At 47.3% G+C, this 23,046-nt stretch carries 23 protein-coding genes; 11 read left to right on the top strand and 12 right to left on the bottom strand.

From position 1 onward, the window contains the following. Positions 1-31: 31 nt before the first annotated feature. The 10 genes from VIS94_04295 to VIS94_04250 form a co-directional block, all read right to left on the bottom strand. Complete coding sequence (locus VIS94_04295; protein HEY9160291.1) at positions 32-412, bottom strand: RidA family protein; 381 nt, start codon at positions 410-412, stop codon at positions 32-34. A gap of 16 nt (positions 413-428) precedes the next feature. Beyond that, complete coding sequence (locus VIS94_04290; GenBank protein HEY9160290.1) at positions 429-1,838, bottom strand: S1 RNA-binding domain-containing protein; 1,410 nt, start codon at positions 1,836-1,838, stop codon at positions 429-431. A gap of 122 nt (positions 1,839-1,960) precedes the next feature. Further along, positions 1,961-3,187 carry a hypothetical protein gene (locus tag VIS94_04285; protein HEY9160289.1) on the bottom strand — a complete coding sequence of 409 codons (1,227 nt, stop codon included), beginning with the start codon at positions 3,185-3,187 and terminating at the stop codon, positions 1,961-1,963. Positions 3,188-3,327: 140 nt separating this feature from the next. Further along, positions 3,328-4,089: an exodeoxyribonuclease III gene (locus VIS94_04280; protein ID HEY9160288.1), complete on the bottom strand. Its 762-nt coding sequence runs from the start codon at positions 4,087-4,089 to the stop codon at positions 3,328-3,330. Positions 4,090-4,100: 11 nt separating this feature from the next. Continuing rightward, positions 4,101-6,314: a patatin-like phospholipase family protein gene (locus VIS94_04275; GenBank protein HEY9160287.1), complete on the bottom strand. Its 2,214-nt coding sequence runs from the start codon at positions 6,312-6,314 to the stop codon at positions 4,101-4,103. Further along, positions 6,311-7,096 carry a PIG-L family deacetylase gene (locus VIS94_04270; protein ID HEY9160286.1) on the bottom strand — a complete coding sequence of 262 codons (786 nt, stop codon included), beginning with the start codon at positions 7,094-7,096 and terminating at the stop codon, positions 6,311-6,313. The genes VIS94_04275 and VIS94_04270 overlap by 4 nt, the downstream gene beginning before the upstream one ends. 21 nt (positions 7,097-7,117) lie before the next feature. Further along, the gene (locus VIS94_04265) at positions 7,118-8,116 is read right to left on the bottom strand and encodes a sugar isomerase (protein HEY9160285.1); all 999 of its coding nucleotides are present in this window, start codon (positions 8,114-8,116) and stop codon (positions 7,118-7,120) included. Continuing rightward, entirely contained in the window at positions 8,116-8,967 is an 852-nt protein-coding gene (locus VIS94_04260) for a PIG-L family deacetylase (protein ID HEY9160284.1), read from the bottom strand. Before VIS94_04260 ends, VIS94_04265 begins: the two co-directional genes overlap by 1 nt. Positions 8,968-9,034: 67 nt before the next feature. After that, complete coding sequence (locus VIS94_04255; protein ID HEY9160283.1) at positions 9,035-10,396, bottom strand: HAMP domain-containing sensor histidine kinase; 1,362 nt, start codon at positions 10,394-10,396, stop codon at positions 9,035-9,037. Continuing rightward, positions 10,393-11,085, bottom strand: a complete 693-nt coding sequence (locus tag VIS94_04250) for a response regulator transcription factor (GenBank protein ID HEY9160282.1) — start codon at positions 11,083-11,085, stop codon at positions 10,393-10,395. The genes VIS94_04255 and VIS94_04250 overlap by 4 nt, the downstream gene beginning before the upstream one ends. 149 nt (positions 11,086-11,234) lie before the next feature. On the opposite strand from VIS94_04250, the gene VIS94_04245 reads away from it, so the two are divergent. After that, positions 11,235-11,738 carry a Spy/CpxP family protein refolding chaperone gene (locus tag VIS94_04245; protein HEY9160281.1) on the top strand — a complete coding sequence of 168 codons (504 nt, stop codon included), beginning with the start codon at positions 11,235-11,237 and terminating at the stop codon, positions 11,736-11,738. A 108-nt stretch (positions 11,739-11,846) separates the two neighbouring features. Here the strand turns inward: VIS94_04245 and VIS94_04240 are convergent, their stop codons facing one another. Continuing rightward, a complete protein-coding gene (locus VIS94_04240; GenBank protein ID HEY9160280.1) occupies positions 11,847-13,019 on the bottom strand; it encodes a pyridoxal phosphate-dependent aminotransferase in 1,173 nt (390 codons plus the stop codon). Positions 13,020-13,109: 90 nt separating this feature from the next. Here VIS94_04240 and VIS94_04235 point away from each other — a divergent pair, with 90 nt between their 5' ends. From VIS94_04235 to VIS94_04220, 4 genes are all read left to right on the top strand, one after another. After that, a complete protein-coding gene (locus VIS94_04235; GenBank protein ID HEY9160279.1) occupies positions 13,110-14,018 on the top strand; it encodes a MoxR family ATPase in 909 nt (302 codons plus the stop codon). Positions 14,019-14,095: 77 nt separating this feature from the next. Beyond that, positions 14,096-14,467 (top strand): GxxExxY protein, encoded by a 372-nt coding sequence (locus VIS94_04230; GenBank protein HEY9160278.1) that lies wholly within the window; start codon positions 14,096-14,098, stop codon positions 14,465-14,467. Positions 14,468-14,584: 117 nt separating this feature from the next. Continuing rightward, positions 14,585-15,922: a VWA domain-containing protein gene (locus tag VIS94_04225; protein ID HEY9160277.1), complete on the top strand. Its 1,338-nt coding sequence runs from the start codon at positions 14,585-14,587 to the stop codon at positions 15,920-15,922. Between the two features lie 45 nt (positions 15,923-15,967). Next, positions 15,968-17,026 carry an acyl-CoA dehydrogenase gene (locus tag VIS94_04220; GenBank protein ID HEY9160276.1) on the top strand — a complete coding sequence of 353 codons (1,059 nt, stop codon included), beginning with the start codon at positions 15,968-15,970 and terminating at the stop codon, positions 17,024-17,026. 24 nt (positions 17,027-17,050) lie between these two features. On the opposite strand, the gene VIS94_04215 is transcribed toward VIS94_04220, so the two are convergent. Further along, positions 17,051-18,271 (bottom strand): DUF6051 family protein, encoded by a 1,221-nt coding sequence (locus VIS94_04215; protein HEY9160275.1) that lies wholly within the window; start codon positions 18,269-18,271, stop codon positions 17,051-17,053. Between the two features lie 129 nt (positions 18,272-18,400). On the opposite strand from VIS94_04215, the gene VIS94_04210 reads away from it, so the two are divergent. The 6 genes from VIS94_04210 to VIS94_04185 are packed head-to-tail and all read left to right on the top strand — an operon-like array spanning position 18,401 to position 23,031. Continuing rightward, complete coding sequence (locus VIS94_04210; protein HEY9160274.1) at positions 18,401-18,889, top strand: metallophosphoesterase family protein; 489 nt, start codon at positions 18,401-18,403, stop codon at positions 18,887-18,889. Then, on the top strand, positions 18,886-19,353 hold the full coding sequence (locus VIS94_04205) for an HIT domain-containing protein (protein ID HEY9160273.1): 468 nt from the start codon (positions 18,886-18,888) through the stop codon (positions 19,351-19,353). The genes VIS94_04210 and VIS94_04205 overlap by 4 nt, the downstream gene beginning before the upstream one ends. Then, the gene (locus VIS94_04200; GenBank protein ID HEY9160272.1) at positions 19,350-19,715 is read left to right on the top strand and encodes a LapA family protein; all 366 of its coding nucleotides are present in this window, start codon (positions 19,350-19,352) and stop codon (positions 19,713-19,715) included. Before VIS94_04205 ends, VIS94_04200 begins: the two co-directional genes overlap by 4 nt. After that, positions 19,669-20,556 carry a lipoyl synthase gene (lipA, locus tag VIS94_04195; GenBank protein HEY9160271.1) on the top strand — a complete coding sequence of 296 codons (888 nt, stop codon included), beginning with the start codon at positions 19,669-19,671 and terminating at the stop codon, positions 20,554-20,556. The genes VIS94_04200 and lipA overlap by 47 nt, the downstream gene beginning before the upstream one ends. Beyond that, positions 20,537-21,712 carry an aminotransferase class I/II-fold pyridoxal phosphate-dependent enzyme gene (locus VIS94_04190; protein HEY9160270.1) on the top strand — a complete coding sequence of 392 codons (1,176 nt, stop codon included), beginning with the start codon at positions 20,537-20,539 and terminating at the stop codon, positions 21,710-21,712. Before lipA ends, VIS94_04190 begins: the two co-directional genes overlap by 20 nt. After that, entirely contained in the window at positions 21,709-23,031 is a 1,323-nt protein-coding gene (locus tag VIS94_04185) for a homoserine dehydrogenase (GenBank protein HEY9160269.1), read from the top strand. Before VIS94_04190 ends, VIS94_04185 begins: the two co-directional genes overlap by 4 nt. The last annotated feature ends 15 nt before the right edge of the window (positions 23,032-23,046 follow it).

Below are 23,046 nucleotides of genomic sequence, written 5' to 3'. Positions count from 1 at the left end.
CCCGCCTTTTTTTATCCCTAAAAAATTTGTTTTATTTCTTAATTGCTATTGCCTCGATCTCAACAGGATAATCTCCTGGTATTGCCTTTACCGCAATGCAGCTTCTTGCAGGCGGTGCAACAGGAAAGAAGGTCTTATATGCTTCATTCATTTCATTAAAATCCGCCATGTCCTTCAAAAAGACTGTCGTTTTAACAATCTGATCTATCGAACTCCCGCACTCGGCAAGGGCCTTCTTTATATTATTAAGAATAAGTTCGGTTGCCTTTGAAACGTTTTCTTTTACAGAAATATTATTTATCGTATCAACTGGAAGGGTTCCTGACACAAACAGAAAACCTCCTGCCTCAACAACATTCGAATACGGACCGACATGAGGCAGTCCTTCAATCATATAGGTTTTTTTCTCCATACTCTCTCTCCCGTGGCTATTTTTTCTTCTTGTTCATGGCTGCCTGAAGCTTTGCCGCAAGCGGGCTCATAATTTTTGTTTCGGACGTATATTGCTTCCAGTCCTCATCAGATTCACCCGCAGGCGCTAACGTTATCTTCCTCTCGCTTGCATTTATCTCTTCCGCCCTGACAATAATCTTCTCTCCTGCGGAAAGCTTCTCTATCACTGACGGGTCCGGCGCCTTGTCTATCCTCGATTTAGGCATAAGACCCGTAATACCTGGTTCAAGCTGAATGAACCATCCGAATCTTTCCTTTTTCTCGACAATGCCCGTAAAAGGCTTGCCAATAGGATATTTATCGTCGATACCTATCCAGGGGTCACCCTCGGCGTCTTTGATGCTGAGTGATATCTTCCGGTTTTCTCCATCGATTTCCTTGATCATTACATCGATGATATCACCCGGTTTGACAATTTCGGAAGGATCGTTTACCCGCTTCAGATAGCTCATCTCGCTTATGTGAACCAGTCCTTCAATTCCGGGTTCCAGTTCGACAAACGCACCGAATTTTGCAAGCCTTGTAACCTTGCCCTTTAACTTCTGTCCGTCTGAAAATCGTTCAGAAACACTGTCCCACGGATCAGCAGATACCTGTTTGACCGATAGTGTGATCTTTTCCGGTGTTAGGGTAATTATCCTTGCAGTAACCATATCGCCTTCATGAAGCAGATCTTCCACCTTATCGACACGTGCCCAACCGAGTTCGGAGATGGGAATCAGCCCCTCTATCCCAGGGGTGAGTTCTACGAAAGCACCGAACGGCATAACCCTGACCACGCGGCCGGTGACAGAACTTCCTTCGGCCAGATCCTGCCTGTAAGCGGCCTTCGTTTTCTCCTGTTCCTGCTCGAGCAGGGCCCTTCTTGAAAGAATTATATTTCTGCCTTCCTCGGCAAACTCGGTAATAAGGAAATTGAAGGATTTTCCGACAAAATCCTCAAGCTTCCCGGCATATTTTATATCGATCTGACTTGCCGGACAAAAGGTGCGTCTCTTCATCACCTCGACCTCGAGGCCACCCTTTACTACAGACTTCACTTTGCCCTCGACAGGAATGCCGTTCTCATAGGCCTCTTCCAGCATGTTGAGACCGCCTATACCGGAAAGGGCGCGGGAAAGGACTATGCCCCTCGAACGTATGGACATTACATAAAGCTCAAGCATATCACCAACACTGTAAGGCAGGTTGCCGTTTTCATCCAGAAGCTCCGCAATCTCCACCGTACCGTCTATCTTCATGCCTGTATCGACAAATACCGTGTCCTTGCTGATAGAGATGATCTCCACCTTTACCTTGTCACCTACGTTAAGCCTTTTTTTCTCTTTTCTGTCATATTCCTTCAAGAGATCCGCCATTGTTGTGCTGTTGTTCTCGTCCGACATATTCCCTCCTGTCAGCAGGGATATATATTCAAAGAATTCTCTTGGCAATACGGGAATATAAAAAAACCCGGCGAATTGATATATCCACCGGGTTTTTTATATCTACAGATATTCTTCTTTATTTAAAAATCGTACTGGAAATGTACACCCGCAAGGGTGGTATTTCCGAGGTTGCTGCGGTCCACATCATACCCGTTGTTCATGAACACTATTTCCGGTGCTATCGAGAAGTTTTTCACAAGCATATATGTATAATTTGCAAACATTCCCCAGGTATATATGTGCTCCGTATATCCGTGATCGGTGACACCAGTCTGCGCCCTCTGCCCGCCTAAACCCAGTCTCAGGAGACCGGGGCCTGCATTCACAGCCGCCTGAACCCAGCCGCCAAAGCTCTGATTATTCTTTATGCCCGTCGATAACGTACCATCGGCATAATGATTTCCGACAGGCGCCCCAAATACAGTGGAATCACCTGAGAGATTAAATCTTCTATCATTTCCGAATATTCCAAGGTTGACTCCCCACCAGATCCCGCCGGTCAGTTCCACAATGTTGATTTTGGCATCGGCATTTACGCAAAGACCGAATGTTGTGACATCAATGTCATCATTCACTTCAGAAGAATTGGCCTTGAATTTATAATACTGAAAATAGAAGTTGGGTATAATGGAAATATCATTGTTAATTTTATATGTAATGCTTCCTGCAATAGCGGGAAGTATCTCATTTGCCTCATAAATACCTTCATTGGGTTCTGAAGCCAGTTTGAAATCATCAGGGTCGTTTACCAATGGCTGCTGAATGGCCACCTGTGCAATAATCCTGTTCTGCTTATAGGTATAACGTATCTGAGGATACCTGTCGGACATCACTACGCCGAATCCCTGCATCCCGTTGTCATCATAAAGATACTGCTTGGGCGTAAGCTGGCTGAACAGGCAGTCAGTCTGACCTATCAATATTTCGTTATTTATGTTGAATGTATATTGACCATAGGCATACCTTATCCTTACCGCACCTTTGTCCTGGGGATAGTCGAGGTCCGAGTTATAAACATTTAAATGGGAATTGGAAAGGCCCAGTTCCACATAACCGAGAAGGTTTTCGCTTTTCGCTCTTAAATATATGTTTGTATCAGATGGTATGGTCACGAACATCTTGGTATTGTTGCCTGCCTCTCCGTCACCTACATCCCCCTTGTCGTTATATTGCCATCCCGCATCGAGCCGCGCGCTTCCACCGACACTCAAATCGGTACCACCAAGCCTGAAGTCCACTGCTTGAGAAGATACGGCAAAAACAAGCACCATAAGAAATGCGGCCGGAATAATCGATATCTTTTTCATGTATACCCCCTCTTTGATAAATGGTTTTTTCAGGATTTATTTAAATTCAGATTATAAATCGTGCTGCAATTGGATACTAACCCAACTGCTGTGTTGTTTCAATTATCAAAATAAAATTTCATGCAACAAATTTTAAGTGCCTATTCAACCTCTATACCTATGGGACAATGATCGGAACCCATGACATCCCGCAGAATAAATGCATTTTTTATCTTTGAAGAAAAGGCCTTGTCAGAAAAAAAATAGTCTATTCTCCATCCGACATTTCTGGCCCTTGCCCCGCTTTTCAGATCCCACCAGGTATAGTTACCACCGCTGCTGTTAAATATCCTGAACGTATCAACAAATCCGGTGGCAAGAAATTTATCAATCCATGCCCTTTCCATCGGAAGGAAACCTGATACCTTTTCGTTTTCCCTGGGTCTTGCCAGATCGATTTCAGTATGCGCGGTGTTAACGTCCCCGCAGACAATAATACCTTTTCCTATAGCAAGATAGCTTTTCATTGTTTCAAGAAAGGCATCATAGAATTCCATCTTATAGTCGAGCCTCTCCTGTGACTGCTTTCCGTTAGGGAAATAGACATTGAATATGAAAAATTCATCATATTCCGCGATAATCATCCGGCCTTCGGAATCAAACCTGGGGACACCCATCCCGAAGCCAACGGTAACGGGCAGGGTTTTAGTATAAAGCGCAACCCCGCTGTAGCCTTTTTTTTCAGCCGAAGAAAAATAGCTCGAATATCCAGGTATCTCCCGGATTGCTTTTTCAAGCTGTCCGGGCTCCGCTTTTGTTTCCTGAAGGCATAGGATATCAGGCTGTCCAGAATTAATCCATTCAATGAGACCTTTCTTTGCGGCAGACCTTATCCCGTTAACATTCCATGATATTATTTTCATGAACCCCTCCGTCAGAACATGTGTCCCAGATAAAAATAAAATGCACTCTGTCCACCTTCCGCCCTGCCATAAGCGAGATATATTGGCCCTATCAATGTCTCCAGACCGGCAAATAAGCTGCCTGCTCCTATAAGATCATTCAAGGAGCTGTCGCTCGCATCTTTCCATACATTTCCGGCCTCCAGCGTAAAGCCTGCATAAATATTTCTGCCTATGATCTTGGGCAGATGCCATATCCTGTATAAATACTGGAGTTCGCTGAAAAGCATCTGATTTCCCTGTATCTGATCCGGGTACATACCTGACAGATTCTGGAATCCCCCGAGCGAAAAGAATACGACCCCATCGAGTTCTACATCAAGACTGCGGCAGCTTCCTCCTTTAACAAGCGGCATTATCGTGCTTTTGCCGAATGTCAGCGGAACCGCTATCTTCCCCTCATACATGCCGTAGGAATATTCAGCGCCAAGGTTAGTATCGGATAAAAAGCCGTCGGCCTCGAAATATAGACCGTATCTCGGGAAATTAAGGTTATCTATGGTATCGATCACCAGCTTGCATGAGTACCCTGCATCGGCAATCTGATCATCCGGCCAGTCAAAAGGGGCAATCTTGGGAGTGATATGATAATTTCCCCGGCCTATCCCTATTCTTATTTCACCGAAACGGCCGAACTGGAAACCCAGATCGAATTCTCCGGTAATTTCCCGTGTACGGTATTCAGCAACCTTTTGCGTTTCATCATATATGTAGACCGACGTGTTTTTTGCCTCGAACCAGGGCGCGGCAAAAGGCGTCCACAACTTTGGGCTGAAGGGCTGATAGAACTCGGTGAAAAAACGGTTAGTCAGTCCGAACTGGGCCTCATTCTTCCAGTCGGCGCCAAAGCGGTTAATGGAGTTCATTGTATAGCCGAACATGACATTATAATTGTCGTTTCCCTCGATGTCGTCTTCGGCCTCGAAACCGAATTTTAAAACATCAGGCTCCCATTCCGTGGTTTCTGATTTTAAAAGCAACCCTTTTTTGCCGTCTTCCTCAATGACCGAAAAATCCACGGTGCTGAATTCCCTGTTCTTGAAAATGATGCGGTTGACCATTCTGGTGTCAATGATTGTCTGGATATCGGTGCTTTTTACTTCTATATCTTCCCTGAAATTCCCGAAAGGGGTTTCCACTTCAATAAATTCGAAAGGAGCCTCGACTGGCCTCCGTTGATTCTTTATATAATTGCTGAAAACACCTTCGGACACGGAATATCTGATTAGTTCGTCCCTGACGTTCAGTGCAGCCTGCTCGCCCCGTTCTATCTCCTGTGAGGTCTTTGAAAAATCCATGTTAGTAAACCCCATGAGATCGGGCACGATCAGGATGTCATCTTTTCCCAGCAGTTCTTTGGCATCGAAAACAGTCCTGTTGGTAAGTATTCTGGAGAGCTGATCGGTGACATCGATTATTGAATTGATCTCGGAGGCCTTCTTGAGTTGAGTACCGACATTGACGGCGATGATGATATCAGCTCCCATCTTCTTTGCGACATCCACCGGAAGCTGGTCGGACACCCCTCCGTCTACAAGTACCTTGCCCTCTATTTCAACAGGATTGAACACTCCAGGAACCGCCATGCTAGCCCTAAGGGATTTTGCAAGGTCTCCATGGGAAAGGACGACGGTTCTGCCGGTTTCTATATCGGTTGCCACCGCTCTGAAAGGTATCCTGAAACTGTTGAAATCTTCAGGGGCCCCGGCAGTCCAGGCTCTCAGCCTGAATTCAAACTTTTTAGCAGGTATCAATGCCTTTGGCATTATGAGGCCCTGCTTATAGTCTATGCCCAGATTCACGAAATAGTTCTTTTCATCGGGTTTTTTCCTGTAAGGAAGTTCAGCCCTCGACTTGTCATTGGAGAAGAGTGTATCCCAAGGAGTATGAAGCACCATTTCCTCAAGCTGCGCCGGGGAATATCCGTTAGCGTAAAGGCCTCCTGCGATTGATCCCATGCTCGTGCCGACTATCATATCGACGGGAACCCTTAAATCTTCAAGGACTTTAAGTACGCCTATATGGGCAAGGCCCCTCGCACCTCCGCCGCTCAATACGAGAGCTACCTTTGGTCTGGAAGGTTTCTGCAGGTCTTCTTCCGCTTCAGCACAAAAAGGCGAGGTGTTTATCAATATAAGAATTAATACAAGAATTCTTGATAAATTCTTGAATAATCCGGCGTTCATTTCTGCCCTGCAAGCGTGAAATACTCATAGCTGTACCAGAGGTCCTCGGTCATGGCTATCGAGTTCCAGAATGAGAAATTGGCCTGGGTCACATGGGAATACAGTGCTAGTTTCTTGAGCTTTTTCTCCCTGCTTATATCAACACGGATTGTCGGCTTTGATTTTTCGGCCTTTGAATCCGACAGGGCGAAGATCATGTTATACTTGTACCTGCAAGGCGTCATGGTGACGTAATAAAGCCTCTGCGCAGCCGACTCATCAAACGCCTTTTTTGTGATATCATTACAGACGATATGGTCCGAATGCCCAGAAAGTCCGAAAGGATCATGAGTAATAATAATTGCCGCATTATTCCTGTTGATCTCATCCAGAACTCGTCCGAGCATAATACCTTTGTCGGCGGGCTCAAGCCCCTGGTCATCATAATCGAGACACACCACACTGTCCGCGCCTAGCACCAGACCTGCAAGATTGAGTTCCTCTTTCCTGAACTTTCCAAGCTGGTCCTTCGTAATGCCGAGATTCTCCTTGGCCTCATCCATGTTGCCGTTTGTAAGGCATACAATATGAAGCTTGACTCTCGGGTCTTTCTTCATCTTGATGAGCGTACCGCCCGTGTAGAATGTCTCGTCATCAGGATGGCTGAAAACCGTAACAACATTTATCCTTCCGTCAGGCCCCGGTTTTACCCCGTCAAGGAGGCTGCCCGTGGGGACATGGGAACATCCCGAAAGTGCAGCCAGCCCTGCTAACACAGCAACAGCGGAAATAATTTTTTTCATTTTTCTCTCCATATGCGGGAATCAGAAAACATTGCCGACCTTCTTAACCCTCGCCGGATGATCGATATCAAGCCCCAGCATCAGACTCGCTTCAATCAGCAGATTCCAGGCTGCGGCCATTTGAACATAACACTCAAAACCCGGCGCTAAAGAAACCGGTATGGTCGGGAAAATGGTCTCTCTATCCGAGATTGCAATGACATTTACACCGATATTTTCTTCAAGCCTTTCTTTGATTACGACCTCTTCCTCTTCGAACGGGTCAATAAGAACGACGAGTTCACCCTTGTCCATTATTTCTTCAATCCCGTGCAGCAGCAGAGAGCCGTTAAGGTACCTGGTCTTTTTACGCAGAATCTCGCCTGCCTTCAGGGAAAGTTCCTCGGCAACCCCATTACTCCACCCGGCAAAATATATAAAAGAAGCCCCGGCCGTCAGTTTGACAATTTCAGGAGATATGTCACGCGAAAGTGTTTCATCAAAAGCGCTTGCAGTTTCCTCGAGACCGTCCAGAGAAACCCCGGCCATTTCAAAAAGCAGGGCATGGTAAAACAAAGCCTGCTCTATAAGACTCTTTGTGGCAGGTATTGCCTTTTCCATACCGCAGGAAAGCATATATGACATGCACGCTGCATCAATGACAGGAGTACCACGGGAATTTGTGATTGCAAAAAGCCCTTTGTGCCCAACTGACCCGAGCATTTTCAGAAGCCTTACTGTCTCTTTTGTCCTGCCTGAATTTGTCGCTGCAAATACGGCGAAATCTTTGAGGTCATAAAAAAGGGCCTCAGTCGAGCCTGCCGAAAAGACCCTGGCCAGACCTTCATATCTCATGGAAAGCCATACCGCATGGCCTGCAGGAAACATTCTGCTGCTGCCCTCGCCTGTAAGAAAGAGCGCGTCATATTTCTCGGCAAGCTTTGCAAAAGGTTTGACGGCTTCCGGATCAAAATTCCTTATGGTCACGGATGCCTCAAACATTTCCTTGATCACGTTAAAAGCCGGGGCATCCTTTTTCATCAGGCGCCCCCGAGCTTTTCTATACGGTTAATGACGTCATCTTTGAACCTGTCGATGAACCTTCTCACAAATACGACGACATCAAGGCCGGGATTGTCTATGAGAGGTTTCAGGTCAATTGCATATGTAAGGGCTTCGGTTGAATCAGGTTTTACTGCATTGTCAAAAGTCGCATTTGCAAGCCTTCTGCCCAGCACGGCAAGATCATACCGCTTGCCAGAACCGATCTGAGATTCGAATATGCCCAGAAGATTCCTGGCAAGCTCCGGCCTGAGCGAAACATCAATCGGTATGCGGTCTTCCGGCAGCAGCCAGTCCAGGCTCCTCCATACTTCGCAGCCATAGATCTCTTCCGGTACGTATTCATCAGAAAGTTGTCTTAGTGCATCAATTGTCCTCAGCATGACAGCAACATGCGTATCATGCATGTCAAATGGATTGTGTGTATAAATGTAATCCGGCTTTGCCCATTTCAGAATATTCGTCAATTCATCCGTTACACCCGAATAGCCTGGCCCTTTAACTTTGCTGCTCGGATGACCCATCAAGACAAGGGCCCCGTAGTCCCCAACCCTGGCCGCCTCTTTCTGTTCTTTGTTCCGTATGTCTACAAGCTCTGCAGGTGATATTCCTGAATATTTACCCTTTCTGGAACTGCCTGCGCCATCTGAAACGATTACACAGGTAAACCACTTGAAAGGATTGTCAAAGCATTGCGATATTATGTCATGCGCAATTATTTCGGCATCGTCCTGATGCGCAACTATCGCCATATGGGTTGTACGGGCAAGGGCAACCCCAGGCTCGATACCGTCCGGAACGTAGATAATAGATTTTTCTGAGATATCCATTTTGAGAATTATATAAAAAAAATAAGTCAGTTAACAGCGGATTGTAATTTTAGTGGTCTTGGCCGGTTCAAACCTTATCGGAAACCGGAATTGATAACAGCATTTCGATGCCGGATTCCCATGATAAGGCATTGAGGCTCCCGCCGTTGTTTTCGGCAATTTTCCGGGCTATGGTAAGACCAAGCCCGGTTCCCTGCTGTGTGCTGCCGGGAACCCTGTAAAAAGGGATAAATATTTTGTTAAGATCATCTTCAGAAAGTTTGCCGCATGTGTTCCTTATCCTTATCTGGATACTGTCAATATCCAATTCGAGCCTTACCGAAACAGGCTCTTTCTTGTCCGAGAACTTGATTGCATTTGCAATCAGGTTGTCAAGAGCGCGGCCTATGTCGTCCCTGATTGCATGAATCATCACAGGAGTTTCGGGAATATCGGAATCAAGCTCTATGCCGGAATGTTCGGCCGATGCATTCCAGCGTCCGAGGAGATCTCTCAATACTTCCGCAATATCAAAATATTCCTTCTGTGCGCTTGCGGCATTCATGTCTAGTTTGCTCAGCCTTAAGATATCTCCTATCATCCTGTCTATCTCGGCGGTCTCTTCCCTGATGCTTTCCAGATAGTACTTAACGTTTTCGGCCTGTCCCAGTTTTTCCTCAAGCAGTTCTTCTGCAACCAGAATGCGCGCAAGTGGCGAGCGCAGTTCATGCGAGATGTTTGCAGTGAGCTCGCGGGTGGATTTTACCATGCGCTCCACATTGTCTGCCATTTTATTAAATGCGTTGGCCAGATCTCCTATCTCGTCGCTGCTATCAACATTTACACGTGCCGAGAGATTTCCTCCCGCAATACCTATTGCAGCAGCTTTCAGTTCAGAAAGGGGTTTTGCAATAAACCTGTAGAGTGGAAACAGCATTATAGCGATTATCGCGCCTATTGCCGAAAGACCGATGGCGAATGTGATGTCATGAGGCCTTCTGTGCGGCTGTTTCATCGACATGTGAAGAACTCCTACACTGCCGTTAGGCAGATTGATGGGTGTCGAAAAGAGCAGCTTCAGAGAAGAACCCTGTTGGTCTCTGATCATATAGCGAATGCCGTAAATACTGCCGGGACGGCTGAACGGGACATCGGAGGAACTGCATATTACACGGCCGCCATGCGTGATCCAGAGTTTCGCGTTATAAACTCTGCCTAGCTCAAAGAACAGTCTCCTGAGTTCAGGATTATCTTCAACAGGAATCCCGGGCGATCTCATGAAACGGCCTTCTATGAGGTTTGTAAGTGTATAGCGGTTTATGTTGGCTATACGTTCATCCATGTTGCGGCTGATAATGAAATGGAAAAAAGAGAATATCAGCATTTCAGTGACTAAAAGGATGGCAACAAACGTCAGGAAAAATTTAAGATACAGCTTTCCGGTTTTCATAGCACCTTTGTAAAGAGGTATCCTGAACCCCAGTGTGTCTTTATCCAGTCCCTGCTGCCTGTCAACTCTTCCAGTTTGGCCCTTAATCTGCTCACGTGAACGTCAATGCTCCTATCAAAAGCCATGAAATCCCTTCCACGCGCCAGGTTCATCAGTTCATCCCTGGAAAGCACGGAGCCCGGCCTTTGAATGAACGCCTCCATTATCTTGAATTCAGTCGTGGACAGTTCCGATTCGTCCCCTTCAAATATTATCTTCTGTCTCTGTCTGTCAAGGGTAAGGCCTCCGGCCCTCAGGATATCTGAAGTTTCAGCAGTATTATCGCTTTCAGTGCGCCTTAGCACAGCCTTTATCCTTGCCAGAAGTTCCCTGGGATTGAAGGGTTTCGGCAGATAATCATCCGCACCCAGTTCAAGCCCGATTATCCTGTCAGAATCCTCACCCCGGGCTGTAAGCATTACAACCGGCACGGTAAATTTCGTACGAATCTTCCTGAGCACCTCAATCCCGTCATCACCCGGCATCATAATATCGAGTATTACGATATCCGGCGAGAAATCTCTGATTGTATCCAGGGCCCTGCTCCCGTCAGGAAGCCAGTTTACATTAAAGCCGAACCCTTCGAGATATTCCCTTAAAAGATCCCGGAGCTTTACGTCATCATCTATAATAAGGACTTTCTTTTCCATATCTACCCATGCTTTTTGCTACGCTTTCATTTGTCATGCAAGAAAATTTACCGGTCTTTGCATATGTTTACAATTTTTTACAATCCCGACATACGTCCTTTACATATCGGGTTTAAACAGTTCCCAACAAAGAGAAAAGGAGACGACTGATGAAAAGGACATTGTTCATCGCTTTGAGCATACTGATAGCGGTATCGTTTCTGACGTTTGCAGGCTGCAGGCAGGGCTTTGGTCCAGGGTGCGGAGGAAAGGGCAATTTCACTGCAATAATCGATAAAGAGCTGAAAGACCTCAACCTTACACCCGCCCAAAAAACAACCCTCGACGGTATCAAAGCCAGCATAGAAAAGGACATGACCGCCCACAGGGAACGCATGCAGGCAATGCATGCCGAAGTTGACAAGGAACTGGCCAAGGCCAGCCCTGATCTAAATGCCGTAGCAGCGGACATAAGGCAAAAGCTCTCGGCAGATGTGAATCCGGGCGTCAAGATGGTCGACTATTTCACCCAGTTTTATAACACGCTGGATGCCAAACAGCAGAAGCAGCTTATTGAAAAGATGAAAGCATGGAGCAAAGACTTCCCGGGCAGATGCATGGGCGGCAAAAAAGGATGTTTCAAACCAGGCAAATGCCCCATGACTGAAAAGTAAAACATGACAGAGACAAACACATAAGCCCAAAACTCAAAACCCCTATAAAAGACTCCTCATTTTATTCGCCCCTTCCGCAAAGGAAGGGGCTTTTTTTTGTCTGAAATCTCATTCATGCCGGTCCTTCTTCAAGAGTTCCAGTCTGTTGCATGCGTCCTCAAGGACATCGTCTTCCTTGGCAAAGCAGAAGCGGGCAAGGTTTTCACCGCTGTCATCGTGGTAGAATGCGCTGCCGGGAACGCATGCCACTCCTGTCTTTTCCAGGAGATACATGGCCCTTTCCCTGCTGGTCGCACCGGGAAGGGATCCTATATCCGCAAAGACATAGTAAGCACCCTGAGGCGGATACGGATTTATGCCAGAGGCTGACAGGGCTTCGCACAGCATCGAGCGCTTTTTTGCGAATTTATTCCTGAGCCCTGTGTAGTAGTCTTCGCCGAAACCTGTAATGCCCGCCGCAACACCCGCCTGGAACGGTGAAGGCGCACATATATAGGCCACATCGTTGAAAAGGCCTATGGCCCGGGCCCATGATTCGTCGCAGAGGCACCAGCCTATACGCCAGCCCGTTACGCTGAACATTTTCGACGCACCGCCGATCATAACCGTTCGCTCCCTCATCCCGGGCAAAGTGATGGGAGGAACGTGGTTGAACCCTTCATAAAGAAAGTGCTCGTATATCTCGTCTGTGAATACGAACAGGTCGTATTTTGCGGCAATACCGGATACCATCTCGAGTTCTTCCCTCAAAAACACCTTTCCCGTGGGGTTGGCGGGCGTGTTTATGAGAATGCCCTTAGTCTTATCCGTAATCGCACTATCCAGTTCATCATAAGAAAATCTCCAGTCCGGGGGCTGCATTCTCACAAAAACCGACACCACATCGAGTGCCTTCAGGGTATTAACATGGTATCCGTAGAAAGGTTCGAATACGATCACCTCGTCACCCGGATTCAGAAGAGAATAGGCTGCGCAGAAAAATGCCCCGGTTGCGCCAGCCGTGACCACTATCCCGGTATCCGGGTCAGCTTCTATCCCGTAGCGTTTACTGTACATCCCGGCAATGGCCGCTCTCAAAAGAGGAAGGCCCGAGTAGCTGGAATATATATTGAAACCGTCGTCCATGGCCTTCTTGACTGCCTCAATCACCGGTTTCGGAGGCATGAGGTCGGAAAGGCCCTGCGAGAGGTTGATGCCCCCGATACGGCTGCATTGAATGGTCATGTTCCTGATCTCGGACTGCATTGCACAGCTGTTTCTTCTGCTCATTTCAAGCGGCATATTGACTTCTCCTGCGGTGTTTTTTATCTCTTGCCATACTTAAGCATACTTGATAAGCCCTTTTTCAGTAATTCCCTTAGGAGAAAAGCCATGTCATTTTCATCTGTGGAAAACGTCAGCAGCGAACTGGAGTCGGTTGGATACATCCCTTCAAGGCGGATATCGACGGTGGTCTATCTGGCCCAGGCAACCAACAAACCCATGCTCGTCGAGGGGCCGGCAGGCGTCGGAAAGACCGAACTTGCAAAGTCTGTCGCCCTTTGTCTCGGCCGCGAACTCATAAGGCTCCAGTGCTATGAGGGACTCGATGAGGCGAAGGCCCTGTATGAATGGGAATATGCAAAGCAGCTGCTGTATACTCAGATGGTAAAGGAAAAGATAGGCGAGGTCATCGAGGGCGCAAAAACATTATCCGAAGCGGTTGACAGGATCGCAGGCGAAGAAGACGCATTTTTCTCAGAGCGCTTCATCTGTTCGAGGCCGCTCTTAAAAGCGATAAGCTCGGAGGAGCCCACCGTCCTGCTCATAGACGAGGTGGACAAGAGCGACCCCGAGTTCGAGGCCTTCCTGCTCGAGCTTTTAAGCGATTTTCAGGTAACCATACCGGAAATAGGGACAAGAAAGGCCAAAAATATCCCGTTTGTCGTACTGACATCGAATAATTACCGGGACATGAGTGATGCACTCAAAAGGCGCTGCCTGCATATCTGGATAGACTACCCCGACCGCGAGATCGAGAAGCTCATTGTTAAGACCCGTATACCGGGCATCGAGGAAAGGCTGCTTAACAGTATGATCGATGCCGTAAGGGAGATCCGTAAACTTGAGCTGAGAAAACGGCCGTGCATATCGGAAACCCTCGACTGGGCAAGGGCTCTCATCGCGCTTCAGGTGGAAGACCTTTCCGCAGACCTCGTGGCCGACACGCTTGGCGCGCTCATAAAGTACAAGACCGACGCGGACAAAGTGAATGAAAACATCACAAAAATTTTAAAGTAATGGATTAGTAAAAAAATAAGTTAATATGGCAAAAGTTAATTATTGACCACGAAGAGCACGAAGGTCACGAAGAAAGAATGAAATTTGATAAGCTGTCAAACAAAGTTATCGGGTGTGCGATAGAGGTTCATAAGAATTTGGGACCCGGGTTGCTTGAAACAACTTATGAACAATGCCTTGCCTATGAGTTACAAATAAATGGTATTGAGTTTAAGTTACAATATCCTTTTCCAGTTGTTTATAAAGACATCAAGCTTGATTGTGGATATAGGGCTGATATTTTAATAGAACATGAACTTATTCTTGAAATCAAAAGTGTTGAACGTTTGATTGGAATTCATGAAGCACAATTATTAACATATATGAAGCTGTCAAATATAAGTAAGGGTTTGCTGATAAACTTTAATGTCAGAGTTTTAAGAGAAGGCATTAAGCGATATGTTCTATAAGTTACAATACAGATTACAAGTTTTAACCTGGCTAAAACTTGTAATAATTCATGATCTTCGTGTCCTTCGTGGTGAATATTTTCTTCTTGTTGTAAGACAACCAATGGCTGGTGACTCTTGCTGAACCTCCTGCTCGATTTCATTTCATGTCTTAAGGCCGGCGAACTCAAGGTTTCCACCGCCGAGGCGCTGGACTGTTCGAGGCATCTGGAGATCATAGATTATCTCGACGAGGAAATGTTCAGGACCACCCTTAAATGCAACTTCGTCAAGACTCACCGTGATTCGAGAAAATTCGACAGGCTCTATGATCTCTTTTTTCACGGACTCCCCGACGAATCCGACAAGTCCAATCCTTTTGATGAAATGCGTGATGTGCTCTCGCATCTCAAGGAAGATGCAGGGGAAAAGGAAAAGACCATAGTCGATTTCGTATCCGGCAATCCCCTTCCCTATCTGGAAGTTCTCAAGAGAATGAAGGAGAATGAACCCCCGTCATTCATGAGGTTCAATTTCGGTCCTCTCGCCAACCGCCTGGAGATACTGCTGATGCTCAACAGGGTTCGTGACCTTGCCCTGAACAGCGCGTATCAGCGTGGCCAGGACGAGTATGCCGACCTCATAAACTCGCGCATCGAGCGCGCATACAGGCTCATGGTCGAAGATCAGGGGCCCGTTGCGGACGGACTTAAGAAGCTGAAGGCCCATGACGAAAAGAAGGGTGCCGGCTCAAAACCTTTCGGAAGCCTGACTGAAAAGGAGATCCAGGAGGTAAGGGAAACTATCGACCACCTTGTGAGAAAGCTCAAGGACATCGTGACCAGGAGATGGGCATCGACGTCCTCAGGCGTAATCGACGTGAAGAAAACATTGAGGGCCGCCCAGAAATATCACGGGGTTCCGATTGAGATCCGAATGCGCCACAAGCCGAAAAGAAAGGCTCGCATCGTAACATTGTGCGATGTGTCCAGTTCGGTCTGGGCTTCCGCCCGATTCATGCTGAATGTCCTTTATTCACTTCAGGAATGCTTCGCTGATGTAAAGAGCTTCATATTTGTAGCAGGACTAGCAGACGTGACGAAAACACTCAAGGAGCATGAGATAAATCACGCCATAGACCTTGTCCTCAAGGAATCCCCGCTTGAATTCAATCAGCCCACCGACTACGGCAGGACCCTTATCGAGTTCAAGGACAAGCACATGGATACACTCGACAAGAAGACGACTCTTATCGTCATGGGAGATGCAAGGACGAATTACCAGAACCCCAGGGACGATATCTTCGAAGAGATGAGGGAAAGGGCGCGCCGCGTTATATGGCTCAACCCGGAGCCGCACTACGTATGGAATACAGGTGACAGCGAGATGAGTACATATGAACCCTATTGCAATGAGCTGAGGCAGGTTAGAACATTGAACGAATTGATGGAGTTCGTGGAGGAACTGGTATTATAGCTGTCGAGCTGATAAGCTCTTTAGCTTGAAAAGGAGAGAAGACAGTTGAAAACCCCCTGCAATGAAAAGATGAGGCGATTTGCCAGTGAACATATAGCGGGACGAAACCTGTGCGAAGGGCCTTTTCCCAGTGATATCTGGGAGATGATGCGCTCGGAGGGCCTTCTTGAACCTTTCATGAGCTATTCTGAAATAAGTTCGGCCGGCGAAGCACTGGTAAAGCACGGTGGCAATATCGGAATTGCGCTGTCCTGGATGCTTCATCAGCTTGCCTGCCGTTTCGTATTCGAGAGGCTGGGCACCGATAAACAGAAGGCCATGCTTGCCGGCGGCAAAACCGTCAGCCTCGCCATGAGCGAACCCAAAACAGGGGCCCATCCGAAGCACATGAAAACCCGGGCTGAATTGACACGGGACGGCTATGTCATCACCGGTGAAAAGGCCTTTATAACCAATGCGCCCATTGCGGACATACTTGTCGTCATAGCAGTCACGGATGAGAAGGAAGGCCGTAAAGAATTCAGCGCGTTGATTGTGCCTGAATCATCCGAAGGACTGAAAGTAGCAGACATGGATCTGCCCTTTCTCAGACCTTCGCCCCATGGAACATTAAAAATTGATTCCTGCACCGTGCCTGAAAAAAATCTCATCGGCAAAGAAGGTAAGGCGTATGAGGAAATCGTCCTTCCATTCAGAGAGGTCGAGGATATCATGATGATGGGACCTCTTGCCGGGGCCATGGGTTTTATCATGGACGGTATCGTAAAAATACTGCGACATACAGGAATCAATGACGAAGACCTGCTCATGCTCGGCAGGATGAAGGCAATAAGCGGGACTGCAGCCTTCATCGCTGAAAAGACAGCTGCTGAGCTTAATGAAAATATTAAAAGCAAACTTCTGCCAGTCATACTTGTTTCTCGGACAATGGCCGCAGAATTTCAGGAACTCGCAGGCAGGATAATTTCAGACTCCAACGATGGGAGCAAACAGCTTTCAATCATGATCGATGATTTCGGTAAAATTATAAGGATCGCCGACGGGGTATCAAAGATCAAGCAGAGAAGACTCGGAAAGTCACTGATCGGACAAGACGGCAGTTGAGTCTTTCAAGTATGAAAAGGTCTTCTAGGCCAGGAAAGAGCTGGCCTCGTCCATTACCTGCCTGTACGCCTCGTTGACAAGGTCCTTATACTTCTCGGTTAAAGGGAAAGGCGTCGCGTGGTTGTATGGAAATTCAAAATCGAGCACGTCCACTTTTGTATTTATATCCCTGAAACCGCCCTTGAGCGTATTCAGTACTTCATGAGGCGGGACGATCTCATCCTTAACCAGAGTTATGGCACGTATGCGTTCAGAAATCTCTTTCAGCCTGTTTTCACGCAATTCCCTGAAATGCCTGTAAGTCAGCATGGCCTTGAAATAGCTCTGCTCGAAATGCAGTCCGCTTAAATAGTGTCCGAGCCTTTTCTTTCCTGCAAAGTTATTATTGAGCTGCTCCTCGTAAAAATTCTGCACGGCTATGCAGGCCTTCATATCCATGATGTATCTTGATATGGGATACATCCTGTCGAGCGTAGCCCCCCCGCAGAATATGAACAGCCGTGATTCGTCAAGGTCTGAACCTGCATCTGCCATCAGAAGGATCAGGGTCAGTATTGAACCTATGGAATAGCTGAAAAAGTCGATCCCTGCATTACCAGAGATACCCTCTACCAGACCTTTTCTTATCATGCGCAAAAGATCAGAAAAGTCCATATATGTCTGAAAACCCGACCAGAAGATCCTTTCGGGATTGGCCTGAAGCCTTTCGCTGATGGCGGCGTTCACAAAGGAGCTCTGAGCATTGTCAGGCTTTAATGATCTTTCTGTCGCGACCTTTCTCATCAGACGGAAATCCGACCAGGCGCTCTGTGCCCGTTCCATATGAAATGCAATGGGAAACATGATTACGGCCTTGCGGGTCTTCTTTACCATCTCATACGACCATGGCAGGTATTTGTCCCAGTTCTTTTCATTCAGCCCGTGAAAGAGAAAGATGACGCCTTTTGAGTCTTCTGAATCCGCATTCCTCATTATATAGTAAGGAAAGCTGATGTTGCTGCTGATATTATAATCATCGATAGCTATTGCAGGGTGGTTGACGGTAATGTCCTGCACGGACTGTTCCTCATCAAACTCCTCACCATGCATCTTACAGAAATAAGAAGGTGCCCCTGGAAGCAGCTTTGCATATGCTGAGACAAAATCCTTTTTCCTGATTGTTATGGACAGATCATCACAGAGGGATTCATCCTCAATCATGCCGAAAGCTTTCTTAAGTTTTTCGTGGAGATAGATATATGACATTTCCTTCACCCCATTATATGCACTTGACAGGTTTGTAAACAGATCAATCCATATCGGTCAGGATGTGATGCTTTAAAAAATTCAGGGCTTTCTCTTGAAATATCCCTCAGTGTATGGCTATCCTGGGTAATGATCAGAATAGGCGCTATTTCGGATACCCATATCATCAGGCCCGAACAAATCATCGATGAAATAATAGAAAAGCATTTTCAGTCAGTCGATATGTTCATTCATACAGGTGATATGGTATGGCCTGGAGTACTGGACGCTCTTTACGCGACCGGCAAACCGGTTCATGCGGTATCTGGCAATATGGACCCCTTAGAGGTTAAAAGCAGGTATCCTGTTAAAAAGGTCATCGAGGTTGAAGGCATGAGGATAGGAATGATCCACGGATGGGGTTCACCTGACGGCATCAGAAAGCGCATCAGGGGTGAATTTTCAGATATCGATGCAATCGTTTATGGCCACACACATCAGCCTTTTTCCGCCTTCGAAGCGGGTATATTCTTTTTCAACCCCGGCTCCCCGACCGACTCAAGATTTACAAAAGAGGGTTCAGCCGGTATAATCGAAGTCGACACGGGAAATATCAGGGGAGAGATAATAAAATTATGAATAATATCTGGGCACCTTGCAGGGGAGAATATATCCTGGCACCGAAGCATGAGGGCTGCCTTTTCTGCAACGCACTGAAAGAGGGTCACAACCTGCTTATCAAAAAAAACTCTTCATCATTTGCCATTATGAACCGCTTCCCCTATAACGCCGGCCACTGCATGGTAGCACCTGCCAGGCATACAGGTGACATTAATGACCTCGATGACAAGGAAGGCGCCGACATGTTCAGGCTTGTAAAAGAGCTTACGGCTGCAATAAAAAAATCCATGCGGCCCGAGGGTTTTAACATAGGAATAAATATGGGTGCAGCTGCCGGTGCCGGGATAGCAGATCATATCCACGTGCATATCGTACCCAGATGGAACGGGGATACGAACTTCATGCCAGTACTCTCGGAAGTGCATATAGTATCCGAACATATTGAGAAGACACTTGCCAAAATCAAAGGAGCCCTCTCTTGATATATATTAAGGTAGCCATCGTTATCGCAATAATTGTAGCCGGCATACTTTTCGGGGTTTCAAATCAGCAGGGGGCAAGCCTTCACTTCTTTTCGCTCACATCAAAAGAATTTCCACTGTACCTTATACTCTTTGTTTCGTTCATAACAGGTACGCTGGTAGCTTTCATATACAATATCCTCTCAGGATCCGAACTCAAAACAAGAGAGAAAAATACCGCAAGAGAGGTCGAACTGCTTGAAAAAAACCTCAGGGAAAAAGAGGCCTTTTTCAAGACAGAGAAAGCCAGAGCTGAGAAAGAAAGGACCACAGCCGATGGAGAGGCTTCCGGCATGGCTCAGAAACCACAGGGAACCCTCTAGCCTCAGAGACGTCAAGCTCAGGCTGAGAAAAGGCGGCCTGTCAACGGTTTGCGAGGAAGCCCGCTGTCCCAATATTTCCGAATGCTTTTCAAAAAAAGACGCGACTTTTCTCATTCTGGGAGACATCTGCACCAGGAACTGCCGCTTCTGCTCAGTGAGTAGCGGCAGACCAGAAGCACCAGATCCGGATGAACCTGCTCTTCTTTCAGAAGCCGCACTGGAACTTGGTCTCAAGCATGTTGTAATAACATCGGTAACCAGAGATGACCTGGCCGATAAAGGCGCCGGCCATTTTGCCGCATGCATCAGTGAAGTGAACAAAAAAATGCCCGGGATCTCAGTTGAAGTTCTTACCCCTGATTTTTCCGGTGATACCAGTCTTCTCGATATCGTACTTGAGGCAAAACCGGACGTGTTCGGGCATAATGTTGAAACCGTAAGTACCCTCTTCAGTGAAATAAAGCCAGGGGCAGACCTCGATACAAGTCTGGCTGTTCTTGATGCCGCAGGAAGGCATGGCGGTGTCCTAGTCAAGACAGGTTTCATGGTAGGACTGGGGGAGAGTAGTGCTGAAATAGAGGATTTGATCCGCTCGGTAAAAGAGGCAGGAGTGGATATTCTGACAATCGGACAGTATTTGAGACCCACTAGAAATCAAGTGCCGGTCTCTAAATACTGGGAACCTGAAGCGTTCGAGACTTGGGCCATGCTTGCAAAAGGCATTGGCATAAGTTATGTTGTCGCAGGCCCCTTTGTCAGAAGCTCTTACAGGGCAGGGGACATACTTAAAGAGATCAGGGTACAAAACCAGAGGAGAAAGGATGCAGTTTGTAAGGATTGACAGGCTTCCACCATATGTTTTCGCTGAAGTCGACGTGCTCAAGATGAAGGCAAGGCGCGACGGCAGGGATATTATAGACATGGGAATGGGAAACCCGGACATCCCAACACCTGAACATATCATAGAGAAGATGGTGGAGGCTTCCCGCAATCCCAGGAATCACAGATATTCAGCATCAAAGGGAATATACAAACTGAGGTCAGCCATCTCCAACTGGTATAAACGCCGATTCGATGTGGACATAGACCCTGACACCGAGGCTATAACCACCATGGGGGTCAAGGAAGGCTTCGCGCACATGATATTCTCCATGATCACTTCAGGAGACGTCGTGTTCGTACCCAACCCGACTTACCCTATACACACTTACGCAACGGTTCTTGCCGGCGGAAATGTAAGAGGCATCCCTCTGCTAAGGGACAGGGATTTTTTCGCCGACCTGCTCACCGCAACCAAACTCACATGGCCGCAGCCGAAACTCATGATACTTTCATTTCCTCATAATCCCACCACCGCTGTGGTCGATCTCGACTTCTTCACCAAGGTGGTCGAGTTTGCAAAGGAACATGACATATTCATCATCCATGACTTTGCCTATGCTGACCTGTGCTTTGACGGCTATGTCGCACCCAGCATCCTCCAGGTGCCGGGCGCCAAGGATATCGCGGTTGAATTCTTCTCGCTTTCAAAAAGCTACAGCATGGCGGGTTGGCGCGTGGGTTTCGCAGTGGGCAACAAGGAGGCTGTGTATGCCCTGGGAAGGATAAAGAGTTATCTTGACTATGGCGTGTTCCAGCCTATTCAGATCGCATCCATCATCGCCCTTAACGAAGACCAGTCCTGTGTAAATGAAATAAATGTCAGGTATCAGAGCAGGAGGGATGTCCTGTGTGACGGGCTTGCAAAATCAGGCTGGGAAATTCCGAAACCAAAGGGTACGATGTTTGTCTGGGCTCAGATTCCTGAAGAATTCAGAAAGATGGGCTCTCTTGAATTTTCAAAGCAGCTGCTCGAATATGGTGAGGTGGCAGTTTCGCCTGGGATCGGTTTCGGAAGATACGGAGATGATCATGTAAGGTTTGCTCTGGTTGAAAACGAGCACAGGATCAGACAGGCGGTAAGAGGCATAAGAAAAGCTCTGGGGTATAATGTATGATGAGAGAGATCAAGATTGGGATTATCGGATTCGGAACAATCGGCGCGGGCGTTGCAAAGACCCTCATCCAGAATATGGGTCTTTTGGAGGAAAGGCTCGGCTTTCCTTTGACGCTCAAAAAGGTGGCCGACATAGACATCGCCAGGGAAAGGGAAATTATACTTCCTGAAGCAATCCTTACAACAGATGCAAACGAGATCATCAATGATCCGGAGATTGATATCGTGGTTGAGCTGATCGGGGGAATTGAACCTGCAAAGACGTTCATAACGAACGCGCTCAAGGCTGGGAAACACGTTGTGACGGCCAATAAGGCCCTGCTCGCGGCAAAGGGAAAATCCCTGTTCGATACTGCGCAATCCTGCGGCAGAGACCTTTATTTCGAGGCGGCAGTCGGCGGCGGCATCCCAATAATCAAAACCTTGAGGGAAGCCCTGATCGCCAATAACTATATATTCATACACGGTATAATGAACGGAACCTGCAACTACATACTGACGGAGATGACCGAAAAGGGCGTATGCTTCAATGATGTCCTGAAAACTGCCCAGAAACTCGGCTATGCCGAGGCTGACCCTACGCTGGACATCGAAGGTCACGATGCCGCACACAAGCTTGCAATCCTGTGCAGCCTTGCCTACGGGACCGCACCCGATCTAAAAGGCATGTATGTGGAAGGCATCTCCAAGCTGGACAGCATTGACATAACCTATGCCAAAGAACTCGGATACAAGGTGAAGCTACTCGGCATAGCCATAGACAGAGGCGCCAGAGTAGAGGCCCGTGTCCATCCCGTATTGATTCCCTTTTCATATCAGCTTGCCCGCGTTGACGGCGTATTCAATGCATTCTATGTCAAGGGCGACATCGTCGACACGACCCTTTTCTACGGCAGGGGAGCGGGTATGATGCCCACCGCTTCTGCAGTAATGAGCGATATTGCCGACATCGCCAGGAACATACAGGCAGGTGTTGCAGGCAGAATTCCCCATCTCGGATACAGAAAAGACCAGAGTCTGAAAAAGAGCTTCATGCCTATCGAGGAGATAAGCACAAACTACTATCTGAGAATAAAAGTGGCGGACAAACCCGGCGTGCTTGCTAAAATTGCAGGGATACTCGGAGAAAAAGACATAAGCATTCTCTCCGTCATACAGAAGCCGGCGCCTGAAGACAAATTCGTGCAGGTGGTCATGATGACACACGAGGCCAGGGAAGCAGACATGATGGAGGCTATAAAAACGCTTTCCCTTATCAAGGAAGTCGGTGGAAAACCCATTGTCTTAAGGGTCGAAGACAATTCCATCAAGAAGAAATGAAGAAAATGCTTTAAC

The organism is Desulfomonilia bacterium, assembly GCA_036567785.1.
GTDB lineage: Bacteria > Desulfobacterota > Desulfomonilia > UBA1062 > UBA1062 > DATCTV01.
This window is presented reverse-complemented; position numbering and strand designations above follow the sequence as displayed.